Annotated in this window: 14 protein-coding genes; 1 reads left to right on the top strand and 13 read right to left on the bottom strand. The window is 71.9% G+C overall.

Annotation, left to right across the window (positions count from 1 at the left end):
• Positions 1–5: 5 nt before the first annotated feature.
• From C2L59_RS15810 to C2L59_RS15755, 12 genes are all read right to left on the bottom strand, one after another.
• On the bottom strand, positions 6–650 hold the full coding sequence (locus C2L59_RS15810) for a hypothetical protein (protein ID WP_103350265.1): 645 nt from the start codon (positions 648–650) through the stop codon (positions 6–8).
• A gap of 68 nt (positions 651–718) precedes the next feature.
• A complete protein-coding gene (locus C2L59_RS15805) occupies positions 719–1528 on the bottom strand; it encodes a hypothetical protein (RefSeq protein ID WP_199199097.1) in 810 nt (269 codons plus the stop codon).
• A complete protein-coding gene (locus C2L59_RS15800) occupies positions 1525–2028 on the bottom strand; it encodes a hypothetical protein (RefSeq protein WP_103350264.1) in 504 nt (167 codons plus the stop codon). Before C2L59_RS15800 ends, C2L59_RS15805 begins: the two co-directional genes overlap by 4 nt.
• Positions 2016–3224 (bottom strand): MCE family protein, encoded by a 1209-nt coding sequence (locus C2L59_RS15795; RefSeq protein ID WP_103350263.1) that lies wholly within the window; start codon positions 3222–3224, stop codon positions 2016–2018. The genes C2L59_RS15800 and C2L59_RS15795 overlap by 13 nt, the downstream gene beginning before the upstream one ends.
• Complete coding sequence (locus C2L59_RS15790) at positions 3224–4282, bottom strand: MCE family protein (protein ID WP_199199096.1); 1059 nt, start codon at positions 4280–4282, stop codon at positions 3224–3226. The genes C2L59_RS15795 and C2L59_RS15790 overlap by 1 nt, the downstream gene beginning before the upstream one ends.
• A gap of 86 nt (positions 4283–4368) precedes the next feature.
• Positions 4369–5406: an MCE family protein gene (locus C2L59_RS15785; RefSeq protein WP_103350262.1), complete on the bottom strand. Its 1038-nt coding sequence runs from the start codon at positions 5404–5406 to the stop codon at positions 4369–4371.
• Complete coding sequence (locus tag C2L59_RS15780) at positions 5403–6395, bottom strand: MCE family protein (RefSeq protein ID WP_103350261.1); 993 nt, start codon at positions 6393–6395, stop codon at positions 5403–5405. Before C2L59_RS15780 ends, C2L59_RS15785 begins: the two co-directional genes overlap by 4 nt.
• Complete coding sequence (locus C2L59_RS15775) at positions 6392–7396, bottom strand: MCE family protein (protein WP_103350260.1); 1005 nt, start codon at positions 7394–7396, stop codon at positions 6392–6394. Before C2L59_RS15775 ends, C2L59_RS15780 begins: the two co-directional genes overlap by 4 nt.
• Positions 7393–8667, bottom strand: coding sequence for an MCE family protein (locus C2L59_RS15770; protein WP_103350259.1), 1275 nt, complete (start codon positions 8665–8667; stop codon positions 7393–7395). The genes C2L59_RS15775 and C2L59_RS15770 overlap by 4 nt, the downstream gene beginning before the upstream one ends.
• A complete protein-coding gene (locus C2L59_RS15765) occupies positions 8664–9515 on the bottom strand; it encodes an ABC transporter permease (protein ID WP_103350258.1) in 852 nt (283 codons plus the stop codon). Before C2L59_RS15765 ends, C2L59_RS15770 begins: the two co-directional genes overlap by 4 nt.
• Position 9516: 1 nt before the next feature.
• Positions 9517–10311 carry an ABC transporter permease gene (locus tag C2L59_RS15760; RefSeq protein WP_103350257.1) on the bottom strand — a complete coding sequence of 265 codons (795 nt, stop codon included), beginning with the start codon at positions 10309–10311 and terminating at the stop codon, positions 9517–9519.
• A gap of 359 nt (positions 10312–10670) precedes the next feature.
• Positions 10671–11663: an LLM class flavin-dependent oxidoreductase gene (locus C2L59_RS15755; protein WP_199199095.1), complete on the bottom strand. Its 993-nt coding sequence runs from the start codon at positions 11661–11663 to the stop codon at positions 10671–10673.
• Between the two features lie 162 nt (positions 11664–11825).
• Here C2L59_RS15755 and C2L59_RS15750 point away from each other — a divergent pair, with 162 nt between their 5' ends.
• A complete protein-coding gene (locus C2L59_RS15750) occupies positions 11826–15596 on the top strand; it encodes a hypothetical protein (RefSeq protein ID WP_103350255.1) in 3771 nt (1256 codons plus the stop codon).
• Between the two features lie 337 nt (positions 15597–15933).
• Here the strand turns inward: C2L59_RS15750 and C2L59_RS15745 are convergent, their stop codons facing one another.
• Positions 15934–18048 carry an ATP-binding domain-containing protein gene (locus C2L59_RS15745; protein ID WP_103350254.1) on the bottom strand — a complete coding sequence of 705 codons (2115 nt, stop codon included), beginning with the start codon at positions 18046–18048 and terminating at the stop codon, positions 15934–15936.
• Positions 18049–18125: the final 77 nt, after the last annotated feature.

Here is an 18125-nt window from a genome sequence, read left to right as displayed (position 1 = left end):
GTGGGTCAGCTCTGGGGAGCGGTCAGGTCGAGCGAAATCGTGTTGCCCGGCCCGGAAACCAGCGCGCCGAGCGCGAGGTCGGCGATGAAGCAGTTGCTGAACTCCGGGATCGTGTACGTGGCGCCGATGGTGATGGTCGGCGACGTGATGTCGATGTTCGGGGCGACCAGGTTCAGGTCGACCGGGGTCTTCGTCCGGCAGGCCTTGGGCACGGTGGGCAGGGGGATGACCGGCACGATCAGCCCGACCCAGATGTCGGAGATCTCCATGTTCGCCTTGGCGTGCGTGGTCAGCGTGCCGTCGGCGATGGTGCCGGTGGCCGGGCCGAGCGGGAGCACCTTGACCTTGGCCTTGATCCGGAACAGGCCCGAGACCAGCGAGATGTCGGCCTGCGACGGCGGCAGCGTCAGGTTCGCGCTGAGCCCGACCGAGCCGGTCTGGTCGTCGATGATCAGGTTGCCCTGGAGGGTGCCGGGGCCGAGTTTCATGGTGCTGCCGGTCTTCTTCACCGTGGTGGTGCCGTTCACGCTGTACGACACCGGGATTTCGATGACGTCGGCCGAGGCCGGCGTGACGGCGACGCCGGTCAGCACGACGGCCGCCGCCGACGTGAGCACGGCCAGTCTCCTCAGCTGCGTTGCCACGGACATGGTTGTCCTCCTTGTGCGTTTTCCCGTCCGTTCCGGGTGCTCCCGGAAACGGTGAAGTGCGCGTTCTTTCAGCGGGGTTCGAGCTCGGTGATGACCCAGCCGTCACGGGTGTGCTCCGCGGTCACGGAAAGCTGCGCCGCGGCGCTGTCAGTCGCATTGTTGTCGGCCCGGACGGCCGATTGATCGAGAAAGACGAGTAACCGCGCGTGACCATTTTTGAGTTCCTGCACGGCACTGGCGGAAACGCGCGATGTGAGCACGAGTTTCTGTTCCGGAGCCTTCTGCCGCACCTCGGCGAAGAGCTTGTCGTAGGAATCCTTGGCGGACCCCTGCAGCACGGCGGCGGCCGCCTTCTCGGTGACGTCGGTCCGGTCGTAGGAATAGGAGAAGATCCGGTTCACGGCGAGGCTGACCGCGGAGGTGACCTCGGCGGTGGCGGCGACGTCGGTGAGCGCGAGGTTGGCGGCGGCGGGGGTGCCGGCGGCGGAGCGGGCCTCGAGGGTGAACCAGACGCCGGCCCCGGTGAGGACGAGGGTGGCGGCGAGGAGGAGGGCGGGCAGCCGGCGCCAGGCGGGACGGGGGGTGGTTCCGGCGGCTTCGGGCTGGCCGGCTTCGGGCTCGGTTTCGGCGGCTTCGGGCTCGGTGGCTTCGGGCTCGGCTTCGGCCGAGTCGGAGTCGGTTGCGGGCTCGGCCGCTTCGCTCCCGGGGGAGCCGGTGGTGGCCGCACGGTCGGGCTCGGCGATCGGCTCGCCGGCGGGGGCGGTGGTGTCCTCGGCGGAGACCGCCTTCCCCGGCGCCCGGTCTCCCCGGGGTTCGATGGCGCCGGGCTCGGCCCCCGCCCCGGCCGTCGGCTCCACCTGTGTCTTCGTGCGGCTCATCGGGCACCCACCGGCAGCTGGTCCAGCGCGCTCAGCTTCCACCCATCCGCCGTCCGGCTCAGGGCCGCCGCGAAACGGTTGCGCTTGACCGCCGGGGCCGTTCCTTCCTTCGCCATCGTGATCTCCACCGAGGCCAGCAGCTTCGCCGTGCCCGCGTGCTCGTCCAGCTCGCTCAGGGCCGCGTCCACCACGCGGCCCGTGGCCACCGTCGCGTTCGCCGCCAGGGTCTTCTTCGTCGTCTCGTCCGTGCGGGCCAGCTGGTCGTGCAACGGGCCCGTCGAGGCCGACAGCCAGCGGCCCAGACCGCCGTTCACGTCGTGGTAGTCCAGCGTGTTCAGCTCCGCCACCAGCGTGCGGCCGGTCGCCAGTGCCTCGTCGCGGGCCGTTCCGTACGTCACCGCGGATGCGTGGGCCGCCGCGTACCAGGCGTAGCCCGACCAGCCCGCGAACACGGCCGCCGCCGCGATCAGGGCCGTCAACGCCACCTTCACCGCAGCCACAGCATCTCCTCGAGGCTCGTCGCCGTCGCCTGGGTGCCGAGGCCGAGGGGGCCCGTCAGCCCGCCCGGCAGGGCCGGGGCCGGGACCGCCGGGTGCGGCGCGTTCTGCGTGCCGCGCACCGAGCTCTCGTTCCCGTACGGCAGCGTGCACTTCGCGTCGGTGTCGAACGGCAACGGCGTCAGGTCCCGGCTCGAGCGGTGCGGCGTGCCCTCGTAACCCTGCAGGCACGGCGGCGGGTCGTCGAAGTTCAGCACCAGCCCCATCCGCAGCGCGTCGCCCGAGTCGTTCAGCGCCGAACCCACCGCCGCCACCGCCTTCGGGGTGTCCACCAGGAACTGCCGCTCCGCCGCCGTGCGGGTGGCGAACACCCGGGACGTCGTCAGCAGGTTGGCCAGCAGGATCGGCAGGCCCGGGTCGTTCTCCTTCAGCAGCCCGCTCAGCTCGGACGCCGCCGGCGGTGCGCTGGCGATCAGCCGCCGCAGGTCGCCGTCGGAGTTCGCCAGCTGCTGGGCGAACACGCGGGCGTTGCTGCTGAACGAACGCCACTCCCCGGCCGAACCGACCTGGGTGCGCAGCACCGTCGCGCCGTCGCCGATCAGCTTCGACGTCTGCGGCAGGTGGTTGCTGGCTTCCTGCGTGAACGTCGTCGCCGAGTCCATCAGCGTCTGCAGGTCCGGGCCGGCGCCGCGCAGGGCGTCGTCGAGCTCGTTCACCACCGTGCGCAGGTCCTGGGTCGGCACCGAGGCGGTGAACGAGTCCAGGTCCGTCAGCAGGCTGTTCACCGGCAGCGGCAACGTCGTCGACTCGCGGCGGATGACCGAGCTGCCGTCGAGGTAGGGCGCGTTCGCCGTGCGCGGCTGCAGGTCGACGTACTGCTCGCCGACCGCCGAGCGGTTCGCCACCACGGCCCGCGAGTCGGCCGGGATCGGCGGGGCGCCGTCGTCGATCAGCAGGTCGGCCTCCATGCCGGTGACGGTGAGCCGCAGCTCGCCGACCCGGCCGACGGCCACCCCGCGGTAGGTCACCTCGCCGTTGGTGAACAGGCCGCCGCCTTCGGCGAGCTCCAGTTTCACCGTGTAGCTGCCGGAGCCGAACAGCCGGCCCAGCCCGGCGTAGTTCGCGCCGACGAAGGCCGTCGTGGCCAGCGCGATCACGACGAACAGGACGACCTGGACGCGTACTCTGCGGCTCAGCATCAGCTGCCTCCGGAGACCCGGGTCCCGCTGCTCGGCAGCGGGAGCGTCGGCAGGCCGGGCGGGACACCCTGGCCGGGCGGGGGCAGTGGCACACCGGGTGCCGGGATCATCGAGGCGTAGGCGTTGATGTAGTCGCCCTTCACCGCGCCGAGCACCGAATCCGGGAACGGGAACGTCGGCAGCATCTGCAGCGACTGCGGCAGGTTCTGCCCGGCCGCGGCCAGCTGCCCGAGGATCGGGGCGAGCGCCCGCAGGTCGGCGACCATGTCGTCGCGGCTGCGGTCGACGACGTCGGTCGCCACCGTCGAAAGGTGGTCCAGCGCCTGCAGCATCGAGACCAGCTGGGTGCGCTGGTCGCTCAGCGCCTGCAGCCCCGGCGTCAGGTCGGTCAAGGCGCCGGACACCTGCTCGTGGCGGTGCTCGAGCGTCGCCGACAGCCGGTTCAGCCCGTCGAGCGCCTCGGTGATGTCGGAGCGGTGGGCGTCCAGGTCGGTCATCAGGGTGTCCACCCCGGACAGGAACGACCGGATCTGCGCTTCGTTGCCGTCCATCACCTTCGACAGCTCGCGGTTGATGGTCTGCAGCTGCCCGATCCCGCCGCCGTTGAGCAGCAGCGAAAGGGCGCCGAAGATCTCCTCGAACTCGGGGTTGCGGTTGGTCCGGTCCAGCGTGATCGTGGCGCCGTCCGCCAGCCGGCCGGTGCCGGCGGGTTTCGCGTCCCCGTCCGGCGGGGCCAGCTCGACGAACTTCTCGCCGAGGAGGCTGGACTGCCGCAGCCGCGCGACCGCGTCGGCGGGCAGCACGACGTCGCCGTTGACCTCCACGACCGTCTCGGCCGTCCAGCCGTCCCCGCCCAGCCGGACCTCGCGGACCCGGCCCACCGGGACGTCGCCGACCTTCACCGCGGCCTGCGGCACCAGGTCGAGCACGTCGGCGAACTGCACGGTCACCGAGTACGGGTGGTCGCCGAGGTCGGCGCCACCGGGCAGCGGCAGGTCGTAGACGCCCTTGAACTCACCCGCCGAGCAGCCCGCGAGCGTCAGGCACCCGACCGCCACGGCGGCGGCGACGCGGTGGCTTCTGGGGCCGAGCCCCAGACCCCGGCCGGGGGGCGGACCCCCCTGGACCCCCCGAAAGCGGCGCTTCATCGCTGCCCCCCGTTCGTGTAGACGTCACCGGTGGCCGGCAACGGCAGGGGTGGCTGGAGGTAGTAGTCGAAGTTGCCGCGGCCGCGCAGCTCCCCGGTCGCCGGGTCGACCGCGTTGAGCACGTTGGACACGGCGAGCGGGACGGCGTCGATCGTGCCCGCGAGCGAGTCGCGCTGCTCGACGAGCGTCCGCGTGGTCGTCACCAGGTTGTCCACGTTGGCCTTGAGCGCTCCGCGGTTGTCCCGGATGAACGCCTGGACGTCGGCGAGCGCGCGGCCGAGGCCGTCGAGCGCCCGGGCCAGGTCGCCGCTGTTGGCGGCCAGCGTGCCGGAGATCTGCGCCAGCTGCTGGTTCACGGTGCTGACCTGGCTGTCGTTGGTGGCCAGCATGGTGGTGAACTGCTGCAGCTCGTCGACGGTGCCGAACAGGTCGGTCGAGTTGCCGGCCAGCGTGCGGGCCAGCTGGGCGAAGTTGCGGACGCTTTCGTTGAACGCGCGGCCGTTGCCCTGCAGGTTCTGCGCACCGGTCTTCAGCAGGTCCGACAACGCGCCCTGGGCGTTCGCGCCGTTCGGGCCGAGGGCCTTGGAGATCGTGTCCAGGCTGGCGTAGAGCTGGTCGAGCTCGACCGGGGTGGCCGTGCGCTGCACCGGGATCGTCGCGCCGTCGGGCAGCCGCGGCCCGCCGCGGGCCGGCTTGGCGAACTGCAGGTAGCGGTCGGCGACGACGCTGGGCGCGATGACCAGCAGCGTGGTGTCCTCGGCGACCCCGACCGAGCCGTCGACGCTCATGTCGACCTGCACCTGCTCGCCGCGCGGGGTGACCTTGTCGACCTGGCCGATCCGGACGCCGAGCACGCGGACGTCCGAGCCGGGGTAGACGCCGACCGCGCGGGTGAAGAACGCCGTGACGTGGTGCTGGCCGGAGCCGGAGAACACCCACCACATCGCCGCCGAGACGACGAGGGCGAGCAGGATGGCGGCGGCGACGAACCGGCTCACCAGGACGCCGGTGCGGGTCGTGGTCAACGCGCTCACTTCGACCCTCCCGGGTTCTTCGGCGGGGTGCAGGGGTCGTGGTTCTCGGGCAGCAGCCCGCAGAGGTAGGCGTCGATCCAGCGGCCGTTGCCGGTCGTGTTGGTGAGCACCCGGAAGTACGGCCCGGCCAGCTGCAGGCCCTTGGTGAGGTTGTCGTTCTGCCGCTTGAGCAGGTCGGTGACCTGGTTCAGCGCCTGCAGGGCCGGCTTGAGCTGGTCGCTGTTGTCCCGGACCAGCCCGCTGAGCTGCTCGGCCAGCCGCGCCGAGCCGGTGAGCAGGTCGTGGATCGCGTCCCGGCGCCGGTTGAGCTCGGTGAGCAGCAGGTTGCCATCGCCGATGAGCTTCTCGAAGTCGTCGTTCGAGTTCGCCAGCGTCGTGGTCAGCTTCCGCGCGTTGGCCAGCAGTTCGGCGATCTGGCTGTCGCGGCTCGACACCGTCTTGGACAGCTGGGACAGGCCGTCGAGCGCGCTGCGGACGTGCCCGGGGGAGTTGCGGAAGGTGTCCGACAGCGTGGTGAAGCTGTCCGCGAGCTGCTTGGTGTCGATCGCGCCCACGGTGTCGACGAGGCCGTTGAAGGCGTCGGTGACGTCGTAGGGGGTGACCGTCCGGGCCCGCGGGATGGCCCGGCCGGGGTCCTGGACGCCGTCACCGGTGGGGTTCAGCGCGAGGAACTTGCGGCCCAGCAACGTCTTGATCTTGATCTCGGCCGACGTGCGGTCGCCGATCCAGGCGTTCTTGACCCGGAAGGAGACGAGCACGTGGTCGTCGGCCAGCTGCACGTCGCGGACCTCGCCGACCTTGATGCCGGCGATCCGCACCTCGTCGTCCTGCTGCAGGCCGGCGGCCTCGGAGAACTCGGCCTGGTAGGTGGTGCCGCCGCCGACGATCGGCAGGTTGTCGTAGTTGAGGGTGACGGTCAGGATCGCGGCGAGCGCGATGCTGCCGGCTACGCCGAGGGCGAGCGGGTTGCGTTCCTTGAAGGACTTCACGATTCGCACCTCGGCGTGGGGACGAACACGCCGCGCTGAGGCGTGGTTTCGAGCGTGGCGCGGCAGAGGAAGAAGTTCATCCACGAGCCGTAGGAGGCGGTCCGGCCGATCTCGTTGAACTTGACCGGCAGGTTGGTCAGGAAGCTGTCCACATCGGACTGGTTCTGGGCCAGCGTGCCCGCCACTTCCTTCAGCCCGGTGATGCTGTCCTTCAGCGGCGGCCGGGCCTGTTCGAACAGCCCGGCGGTGGACTCGGTCAGCGCGCCGATCCCGCTGATGGCGTCGCCGATCGCGGCGCGGTCGCCGGCCAGGCCGGACACCAGCTGCCGCAGGGTCGAGACGAGGTTCGCCAGCGCGTCGCCCTTGCCGTTGACGGTCTTGAGGACCTCGTTGAGGTTCCCGATCACCTCGCCGATCACCTTGTCGCGCCCGGCGAGGGTGGTGGTCAGCGAACCGGTGTGCTGCAGCAGGCTCTCGACGGTGCCGCCTTCGCCCTGCAGCACCTGGACGATCTCGCCGGAGAGCTCGTTGACGTCGTTCGGCGACAGCGCCTGGAACAGCGGTTTGAAGCCGTTGAACAGGTCGGTGAGGTCCAGCGCGGGGGTCGTGCGGTCCAGCGGGATCTGGGCGCCCTCGGGCAGCTGCTCGCGGGTGGCGGTGTTCCCGCGCTCCAGGGCGACGTACCGCTGCCCGACCATGTTGCGGTACTTGATGACCGCCTTGACGTCGGCGGGCAGCCGCCGGCCCTGGTCGAGCGAGAAGGCGACCACCGCCCGGTTGCGGTCGCCGATGTCCAGGGATTCGACCTGCCCGACGCGGACCCCGGAGATGCGCACGTCGTCGCCGACGTTGAGCGAGGTCGCGTCGAGGAACTTGGCCGTGTAGCGGCGGCTCGCACCGACGCCGGAGTTCGTGATGGAGATGGCCAGCAACGCCGTGGCGAGCGCGGTGACGGCGATGAAGATCAGGCTCTTGATCAGCGGGGAGGCGATGTTCCTCACTTGAGCTTCACCTCCGTGCCGCGGTAGAGCGGCCCGACGAGCACGCTGCTCCAGCCCGGGACCTGGCCCGTCGGCACCCCGATCGACGGCGCGACCAGGGTGGCCAGCAGCTGCTGCTCCTGCGGCGAGTTAGCGACGCCGAGGTCGCCCTGGCCGCCGGTCAGCAGCGGGTGCCCGGTGGTACCGGGGGCCGCCGCCGCGGTGCCGATGGTGGGGGCGACGCCGGAGGGGTAGCAGCGCGGCTCGCCGCCGTCGGTGAAGCGCGGGTCGTCCCGGCCGGGCCGGTACTTGCCGCTGTCGGTGGTCACCGCGATCTCGGCGTGGATGCCCGGTTCGCCGGTGCCCGCCCCGAGCACCTTGTCCATGGATTTCCTCAGTGCGTTGAGCGAACCGATCGTGCAGGCGAAGCTGGGGGAGTACTTCGCCGCGATCTCCAGCGGCGCGCGGCTGTCGGCGGCCAGGGAGATGAGGTTGTCGCGGTTGGCGGCCAGGAACGCGGCGACCTCCTGGGACGACGAGGTGACCTGCTGGTACACCCCGGCCAGGTCGGCCTGCTTCTCCTTGACCGTGTTCAGCGTGACCGCGGAGGCGGTGAGCGCGTCCAGGAGGTCGGGCGCGATGTCGCCGTAGAGGTTCGAGACCGTCGCGAGGTCGCGCAGGTCCGCGGTCAGCTGCGGGAGCTCCGGGTTGAAGTCCTTCAGGTAGTCCGCGGCGGTGCCGATGGTCTTGCCGAGCTGCTCGCCGCGGCCCTCCAGGGCCGTCGACACCGCGGTCAGCGTCGTCGCCAGCTTCTGCGGCTGGACGGCCTGCAGGACCGGCAGCAGGTTGTCGAAGACGCGTTCCAGTTCGACCGCGTTGGCCGAATGGTCCTGCTCGATGACGTCGCCGGCGACCAGGTGCGCGGCCCGCGCGCCGTCCGGGATCGACAGCTGGACGTACCGCTCGCCGAACAGCGTCTTCGGCACGAGCAACGCGGAGACGTTGCGCGGCAGCATGTCCACCTTGCCCGGTTCGAGAGCAAGCGCTATCTCGGCGCCCTGCGGGGTCGCCCGGACCTCGCGGATCTCGCCGACGAGCACGCCGCGGGCCTTGACCTGGCCGCCCGGCGAGAGCTGGTTGCCGATGCGGCTCGCCTTGAGCGTCACTCCGACCGTGGTGACGAAGTCCTTGTCGTACACCTTGATGGACAGCGTCACCAGCACGCCCATCACCACGAGGAACAGCACGCCCGCGGTGCGGACCCCGGCCTTGCGGCGGGTATCGCGTCTCATCCGGCCACCTGCACGGTCGTCGTCGCGCCCCAGATCGCCAGGGACAGGAAGAAGTCGAGGACGCTGATCGCGACGATCGCGGTGCGCACCGCGCGGCCCACCGCGACGCCGACGCCGGCCGGGCCGCCGCTCGCGCGGAACCCGTAGTAGCAGTGCGCCAGGACCACCACGATGCTGAACACCAGGACCTTCCCGAACGACCACAGCACGTCGCCGGGTGGCAGGAACAGCAGGAAGTAGTGGTCGTAGGTGCCGGCGGACTGGCCGAAGAACAACACGGTGACTTCCCGCGAAGCGAGGTAGCTCGACAGCAGCCCGATCGCGTAGAGCGGGATGACGGCGAGGAAACCGGCGATCACCCGGGTCGTCACCAGGTACGGGACGCTGGGGATGCCCATGACTTCGAGGGCGTCGATCTCCTCGGAAATCCGCATCGCGCCGAGCTGCGCGGTGAAACCGCAGCCGACGGTGGCGCTCAGGGCGAGGCCGGAGACCAGCGGCGCGATCTCGCGCGTGTTGAAGTAGGCGGAGACGAACCCGGCGAACGCCGAGGTCCCGACCTGGTTCAGCGCGGAGTAGCCCTGCAGGCCGACGACCGTGCCGGTGGCCACGGTCATCCCGACCATCACGCCGATCGTGCCGCCGATGACGGCCAGCGCGCCGCTGCCGAAGCTGACCTCGGCCAGCAGGCGCACGACTTCGCGCAGGTAGCGGCGCAGCGCCCGCGGGGTCCAGGCGATCGCCCGGAGGAAGAAGAGGATCTGGTCGCCGAGGGTGTCGAGGAAGCCGAACCGGCGGTCGACGGCCTCGCGCACCCGCGCCGTTCTCGGGAGTTCCGTGGTCGTCACTTCAGCTCCCCTTGGGCGGCACGAGTTGCAGGTAGACGGTGGTGAGGATCAGGTTCAGCACGAAGAGCAGCAGGAACGTGATGACCACGGACTGGTTGACCGCGTCGCCGACGCCCTTCGGGCCGCCCTTGGGGTTGAGGCCCCGGTAGGAGGCGACCACCCCGGCGACGAAGCCGAAGATGAGGGCCTTGATCTCGCTGATCCACAGGTCGGGCAGCTGGGCCAGGGCGGAGAAGCTCGCCAGGTAGGCGCCCGGGGTGCCGTGCTGCATGATCACGTTGAAGAAGTAGCCGCCGAGCACGCCGACGACGCTGACCATGCCGTTGAGGAAGACCGCGACACCCATCGCGGCGAGCACCCGCGGCACGATGAGCCGCTGGACCGGCGAAACGCCGAGCACCTCCATCGCGTCGATCTCTTCGCGGATCGTGCGGGAGCCGAGGTCGGCGCACATCGCGCTGCCGCCGGCGCCGGCGATGAGCAGCGCCGTGACGATCGGGCTGGCCTGCTGGATGATCGCGAGCACGCTCGCCGCGCCGGTGAACGACTGTGCGCCGATCTGCGTGGTCAGCGACCCGATGTGCAGCGCGATCACCGCGCCGAACGGGATCGAGACCAGCGCCGTCGGCAGAATCGACACGCTCGCGATGAACCAGAACTGCTGGATCAGCTCCCGTACCTGGAAGGGGCGGCGGAAGGTCAGCCGGACGACGTCGAGGCCGAGCCCGTAGAGCCGTCCGGTCTGCCGCAGTGCGGCCGCCCCCGGGAACGACGCCGTCGTCGTCCGTTCGGCCATTCGTGTGCCTCCAGCGGTTTCGGCGGCACGCCGAATACACCCGAGTTGACCAAGGCGAAATGGTCCGAATGGGTTAACAAATTCCGGCCATTCACGGTCTCGGGGGCACCGTGCCGTTTCCTACTGGTCGGTACGCTAACGACGGCCTTGCTGGGAGACAAGAACTTGAGCAGGATCACGGGGTCACGGGCTGGTAACCGCGCATTTCTTGTCCGGTGCTGACAAACGGACCCGATCTTGTTGTCAGTAGAGGGAAAGAAATCGCCGTCCCGGACGGCCTTGCGCGCAACGGCCCGCACCATCGTGCGCATTCGGCGTAACCCGGAACGGACGGCAGGTCCGTCCGTTCCGGGGCCGGGTCAGGACCGGAGGGCGGCGAGGAGCTCGTAGGAGCGGACGCGGTCGGCGTGGCCGTGGACCATCGTGGTGACCATCAGCTCGTCCGCGCCGGTGTCGGCCAGGAGCTGCTCCAGTCCCTTGTGGACAGTCTCCGGCGAGCCGACGATGCTGGAGCCGAAGCGCTCGGCGAGGAACGCGCGGTCCATCTCGGTGTACGGGTATTCCGCCGCCTCTTCGGGGGTCGGCAGCGCGATCGGGCGGCCGCGGCGGAGGCTGAGGAAGGTCAGCCCGCTCGGGCCGGCCAGGAACCGCGCGCGCTCGTCGGTCTCGGCGGCGACCACGGACACCCCGAGCATCACGTAGGGCTCGTCGAGCACACCGGGCCGGAAGTTCTCGCGGTACAGCTGCACGGCCGGGATGGTGTTCTCGGCGGCGAAGTGGTGCGCGAAGGAGAACGGCAGCCCGAGCCGGCCGGCGAGCTGGGCGCTGAAGCCGCTCGAGCCGAGCAGCCACACCGGCGGCTGGTTGCCCTCGGCCACCACGGCGTTGACGCCGCGGGCCTCCGAATGGGTGAAGTAGCCGATCAGCTCCTGCAGGTGCTCCGGGAAGTTCTCCGCGGAGAGCCCGCCGGGGCCGCGCAGGGCGAGCGCGGTGCGCTGGTCGGTGCCGGGCGCGCGGCCGATGCCGAGGTCGATCCGGCCCGGGTGGAACGCCTCCAGGGTGCCGAACTGCTCGGCGACGACCAGCGGCGCGTGGTTGGGCAGCATGATCCCGCCCGACCCGACGCGGATCCGCTCGGTGGCGTCGGCGACGTGCCCGATCAGCACGACGGTGGCCGAACTGGCGATGCCGGGCATGTTGTGGTGCTCGGCCAGCCAGTAGCGGCGGTAGCCCAGCCGTTCCGCGGCGCGGGCGAGGTCCAGGGTGTTGCGCAGCGTCTCGCCGACGGTGTTCCCCTCCGAGACGGGGGACAGGTCGAGCACGGACAGCGGCACGTCAGGCAGTGAGCTCACAACCGGGTCCAACGCCCCGGTGCTGCCATTGCTTCCCGCGGGGCGGTGACGATCTTCACGCCGCTTCCGCCGAACGGCCCCGGAACGGCCCGCGACCGGACTACGGTGGGCGCACCGGAAACAGGGAAAACAGGAGGACGGGTGCCGCGTCCGGAACGACCGTTGGACCCCGGGGACGATCCGCTGACCGAATTCGCCGCCGATCTCCGGCGGTTGCGCGAGAGCGCCGGCAATCCGACCTACCGCGAGCTCGGGCGGCGCGCGCACTACTCGGCCGGGACGCTGTCCGAAGCCGCCGGCGGCCGGAAACTCCCCAGCCTGGCGGTCACCTTGGCCTACGTCCGGGCCTGCGGTGGGCTGCCGGGGGAATGGGAAGAACGCTGGCACGCCGTCGCCGGTGAGTCCCGCCGGGACGGTGCCGGTTCACCACCCGAGCCGGAACCCGGGGAAATTCCGCCGTACGTCGGGCTGGCCGCTTTCGGCCCCGGTGACTCGGGCCGATTCTTCGGGCGCGAGCGGCTGGTCGAAAAGCTCGTCGAACGGCTCGGGCGACAACGATTCCTCGCGGTTCTCGGCGCGTCCGGCTCGGGGAAGTCGTCCCTGCTGCGGGCCGGGCTGCTGCCCTCGGTGAAGGGGCCGGCCGTGCTGCTCACCCCGGGCGCCCGGCCGCTGCAGGAGTGCGCGGTCAAGTTCGCCGCCGCGCTCGGCGTCCCGCCCGGCGCCCTGCTCGACGACTTCGCCGCGCACCCGCGCAACCTCGGGCTCGCCGCCCGGCAGCTGGCCGACGGCGGCGAAACCGACGTCGTGCTGGTCGTCGACCAGTTCGAGGAGGTCTTCACGCTCTGCCAGGACGACCACGAGCGGGCGCGGTTCCTCGACGCGCTGGTCACCGCGACCACCGAACCCGGCAGCCGCACCCAGGTGGTCCTCGGCATCCGCACCGACTTCTACACCCACTGCGCGCGGCACGGCCGGCTCGCCGAGGCCATGCAGGACACCCAGGTCCTGGTCGGCCCGATGACGACCGAGGAGCTCCGGCAGGCGATCTCGCGGCCCGCCATCGACGCCGGGTACCGCGTCGAGACCGCCCTGGTCTCGCGGCTCGTCGCGGACGCCACCGGCCAGCCCGGCGTGCTGCCCCTGCTTTCGCACGCGCTGCTCGAGACGTGGCGCCGCCGCCGCGGCACGACCCTGACGCTCACCGCGTACGAGTCGGCCGGCGGGGTCGAGCGGGCCATCGCGCAGACGTCCGAAGACACCTACGCCAAACTGTCGCCGCGTCAGCAGCAGCTGGCGCGCCAGATCTTCCTCCGCATGACCGCGCTCGGCGAAGGCACCGAAGACACGAAGCGGCGCATTGCCCGCGTCGAGCTCGACACCGACGACCAGGACACCGCCGTCGTCCTCGGCGAGCTGGCCGCGGCCCGGCTGGTCACCCTCGACGACACCGGCATCGAGATCGCCCACGAAGCTTTGATCCGCGGGTGGCCGCGGCTGCGCGAGTGGCTCACCGAGGACCGCGACGGCCTGCGCGTGCACCGGCAGCTCACCGAGGCGACCGATGCTTGGGAGTCCGTCGGCGAGGACCCGGGCTGGCTCCACCGCGGCACCCGGCTGGCCATCGCCCGCGAATGGGCCGCGCGCCAGGACTCGGCGTTGTCCCGGCGGGAACGGCGGTTCCTCGACGCGAGCCTCGCCGTCGAACACGCCGAGCGGGACCGCGACCGCCGTCGCACGCGGCGGCTGCGCCAGCTGGTCGCCCTGCTGGCCGTGCTGCTGGTCTTCGCCGTGGCCGCCACCGTCTACGCCGTGCGCGCCGAGACCACGGCCACCCGGCAGCGCAACGACGCGCTCGCCCAGAAGGTCGCCGGCCAGGCGCTGGCCATGCGCGCCACCAACCCCGCGCTGGCCGCGCAGCTCGCGCTGGCCGCGTACCGCCTGGACCCCGGGTCCGACGAGCGCAGCGGCCTGCTCGGCGTGTCCGGGTCGCCGTACTCGACGCGGCTCACCGGGCACACCGGCCGGGTCAACACCGCCGCCCTCCGCCCGGACGGGCGGGTCCTCGCCACGGCCGGCTGGGACGGCACCGCGCGGCTCTGGGACGTCCACGACCCGCACCACCCGGTGGCGCTCGGCGTGCTCACCGGGCACTCGGGCAACGTGAACAACGTCGCCTTCGCCGCCGACGGCCGGACCGTCGCCACCGCGGGCTTCGACGGCACGGTCCGCGTCCGGGACGTCTCCGACCCGGCCCGGCCGGGGCCCGCCGTGGTCGTCGAACAACACGAAGGCAAGGCGTACGCGGTCGCGTTCAGCCCGGCCGGGCCGCTGCTGGCGACCGCCGACGTCCAGGGCACGATCCGGCTGTACGACACCACCGACGCCGCGCACCCGCGCCCGGCGGGGGAGCTGACCGGGCACACCTCCTACGTCAACAACCTCGCCTTCAGCGCCGACGGCCGGCTGCTGGCCTCGGCGTCGGCCGACAAGACGGCGCGCCTCTGGGACGTCGCGTCACGGCGTCAGCTCGGCGTCGCGGCGGGGCACACCGACGTCGTGCACGCGGTCGCGTTCGCCCCCGGCGGCCACACGCTCGCCACGGCGAGCCAGGACCAGACCGCGCGGCTGTGGGACGTCACCGACCCGGCGAATCCGGCGCCGCTGGCGTCGCTCACGACGCACAAGGCGATCGTGCGCTCGGTCGCGTTCACCGCCGACGGGCGCACGCTGGCCACCACCGGCTTCGACCGCACGGCCCGGCTGTGGGACGTCGCCGACCCGCGGCAGCCGCGCGAGCTGCCGCCCCTGCCCGGGCACACCGGCGCGGTCGTGTCGGCGGTGTTCGCCCGCGACGGCCGCACGCTCGTCACGGCCAGCGACGACCAGACCGCCCGGCTGTGGGACCTGCCCGGCCCCGGCCTCCCCGCGCACACGGCCCAGACGTGCCACGTCACCTTCGGCCCCGCCGGCAAGCTGCTGGCCACCGGCGGCTACGACGAAACCGTGCGGCTGCACGACCTCACCGACCCGCGCGCGCCCCGGGCACTGGCGACGGTCGGCGGCTTCGGCGACGCGGTCTGCGGGGTCGCCGTCAGCCCGGACGGGCGCACCCTGGCCACCGGCAGCTGGGACCACACGATGACGCTGCGGGACATCACCGACCCGGCCCACCCCGGGCCGCCGGTGGTGTTCAACCGGCTGCACGACGACATCGACGCGGTCGCGTTCAGCCCGGACGGCCGGCTCCTCGCCACGGCGGGCGACGGGCACACGGCCCGCCTCTGGGACCTCGCCGAACGCGCGCACCCGGTGGAGATCGCGAAGCTCGAGGGCCACGACGACGACGTCCACACGCTCGCCTTCAGCCCCGACGGCCGCACGCTCGCCACGGCCGGCTGGGACCACACCGCCCGCCTCTGGGACGTCTCGGCTCCGCGCGCCCCGCGGTTGCTCGCGAAGCTGACCGGCCACACCGACACGGTGTTCTCGATCGCCTACAGCCCGGACGGCCGGCACGTCGCCACCGCGAGCGCCGACCGCACGGTGCGGCTCTGGGACGTCGCGGACCCGGCCCACGTGCCACCCCCGGCGGTGCTCGACGGCCACACGGACATCGTGCTGTCGGTGTCGTTCAGCGGCGACGGCCGGACCTTGGCGTCCGGCAGCTACGACCGCACGATCCGGCTGTGGGAGGTGGCGGGCGCAGCGCCGTACGCGGTGCTGCCCGAGCAACGCGACCGCGTCTACGCCGTGCAGTACGCACCGGACGGCCACACACTGGCGGGAGCGGTCGCGGACGGCACGGTCCTGCTGTGGGAGGCCGACCCGGGCCGGGCGGCCGAGCGGATCTGCGCGGCGGTGTCCCCGCGGATCACCGAAGCGGAGTGGACGGCGAGCCTGCCGGGCCTGGCTTACGCGCCGCCCTGCCCCTGACCGGGTTGTTCGGCGTTGTTGTTCGGTGCCCGGCCCCGGACACCGAACAACCCGGATTGGCTAGACATGCCCTCGGACGGCGACGTCCGCGAGACGTTCACTTCACCGGGGGTCTGAAGGGCTCCTTCGAGGGCACGGGAACCCGCCTCCCGCTCCGCGAAGGGGCCCTTCAGCGTTTCCGCCCCGAGGCCGGATCGCAAGCCGACCTTCCAGGTGCGCGAGCCGACCGTCCAGGCACGCGAGCCGACCCGCCAGGTGCGCGAGCCGACCCGCTAAGTGCGCGGGCCGACCCTCCAGGCACGCGCGCCGGGCCGCCGAGCGCTGAACCGGCTCCGCGTCAGGCGGCCGGGATCCAGTCCGGGTTCGAGGCCAGCACGATCAGCTGCTGCGTCGCCCGGGTCAAGGCCACGTACAGCACCCGCCGCCCGGTCGTCGACTCCGTGACCAGGTCCACCGGCTCCACGAGGACCACCGCGTCGTACTCCAGGCCCTTCGAATCCAGGCTGCCCACGACCTTCAGCCGCTCGTCCGCCTGGCCCGACACCCAGCCCGCGACCTCCGGCACCCGGTCCATCGCCGTGATGACGCCGACCGTGCCCTCGACCGCGCCCAGCAGTTCCTTCACCGCCGCCTGGGTCGCCGCCGCGAGGCCGGCCGCCTCCACCGGGCGGACCTCCGGCTCCACGCCGGTGCGGCGGACCGCCACCGGCAGGTCGCCGGACTCCGCGTGGTTCGCCACCACCTTCGCCGCGAGGTCGAAGATCTCCGCCGAGTTGCGGTAGTTCGTGCGCAGCGTGAACCGGCGCCGGGCCGTCTTGACGCCGAACGCCTGGTCGCGCGCCGAAGCCGCCTCCGCCGGGTCCGGCCAGGAGCTCTGCACCGGGTCGCCGACGACCGTCCAGCTCGCGTACTTGCCGCGCCGGCCGACCATCCGCCACTGCATCGGCGACAGGTCCTGCGACTCGTCGACGACCACGTGCGAGTACTCGTCGTAGTGCTCCGGCCGGGTCGGCGCCCCGCCCGAGCGCTCCGGCTCGACCTCGACCACCTGACGCCGCTTGCGCTTCGGCGGCGGCCCGATCAGCACGCGCAGCTCGTCCAGCAGCGCCACGTCGGCGATCGACCAGCCCCGCGACCGGTCCGCGAAGTCCGCGGCCAGCATCGAGATCTCCTGGCGGTTCAGGACGCCCTTCGCCGCCGCGGCCAGCCGCTTCTCGTCGGCCAGCCACTTGAGGATCTGCGCCGGGTACAGCACCGGCCACCACACGACGAGGAAGCGGTGGAAGTCGATCCGCTCGCCCAGGTCGGTGATCAGCTCGGCGCGGTCGAGCTGACGGCCGTCGTCCTTCGCGTGCTCCTCGGCCTTCGCGGCGAGGGCGTCCAGCAGCAGCTCCGCCGCGCGGATCCGCGCGCGGTTCGGCGGCGCGCCCTGCGTGTGCGCCTTGCGGCGGACCTTCTCCAGGTCGCGCGCGTTCAGCTTGAGGACCTCGCCGCGGTAGACGATCCGCAGCTCCTCCGGCGCGTCCGGCGGGGTGTCGCGCAGCGCCCGCAGCAGCACCTTCCGGATCCGCAGCGACCCCTTGACCGCCGCCAGCGCCGCCGCGTCCTGCCGCGTCGCCTCCAGGCCGTCGAGGACCTCGCCGAGGGCGCGCAGTTCGACGTTCGTCTCACCCATCGAGGGCAGCACGCGCGAGATGTAGCTGGTGAACACGCCCGACGGCCCGATGACCAGCACGCCGGCCCCGCCGAGCTGACGCCGGTAGCGGTAGAGCAGGTAGGCCGCGCGGTGCAGCGCGACGGCGGTCTTGCCGGTGCCCGGCCCGCCGGTGATCTCGGTGACCCCGCGCCACGGCGCCCGGATGACCTCGTCCTGTTCCTTCTGGATGGTGGCGACGATGTCGCGCATCTTCTCGCCGCGCGACCGGCCCAGCGCGGCCATCAGCGCGCCCTCGCCGACGATCTGCATGTCCTCGGGGACGGCGTCGGCGATCAGGACGTCGTCGTCGACGTCCAGGACGTTCTGCCCCGAGCAGCGGATCACCCGCCGCCGCACGACGTCCATCGGTTCTTCGGCGGTGGCCTGGTAGAACGCCGCCGCGGCCGGCGCGCGCCAGTCCGTGACGAGGTTGTCGAACTCGGCGTCCCGGATGCCGAGCCGGCCGACGTAGGTGCGTTCGCCCTCGCGGTCGTCGAGCCGGCCGAAGACCAGGCCCTCGTACTCGGCGTCGAGCGTCTGCAGCGTCTGGTTGGCGTGGTAGACCATCATGTCGCGCTCGAACAGCATCGACGCCTGCTCGAAGATCGCCTCGCGCTGCGCTCCCTGGCCGATCTCGTAGCCCTTCGTGCGCATGGCCTCGGCCTGGGCCCGCAGTTCGTCCAGACGGGTGTACACGCGATCGACGTGGGCTTGCTCGATGGCGATCTCGGCCCGTCTGACCCGAGGTTCCGACACGCATGGCTCCTTGACAGCTTTGGGATCGCCTCCGAGGGCGAAGAACGACTCTACGCGGTGGCCCAGGCGGGGACACC

It is taken from the genome of Amycolatopsis sp. CA-128772 (assembly GCF_002904295.1).
Taxonomy (GTDB): Bacteria; Actinomycetota; Actinomycetes; order Mycobacteriales; family Pseudonocardiaceae; genus Amycolatopsis.
The sequence above is the reverse complement of the archived record's forward strand: the minus strand, read 5'-3'. Positions and strand labels throughout refer to the sequence as shown.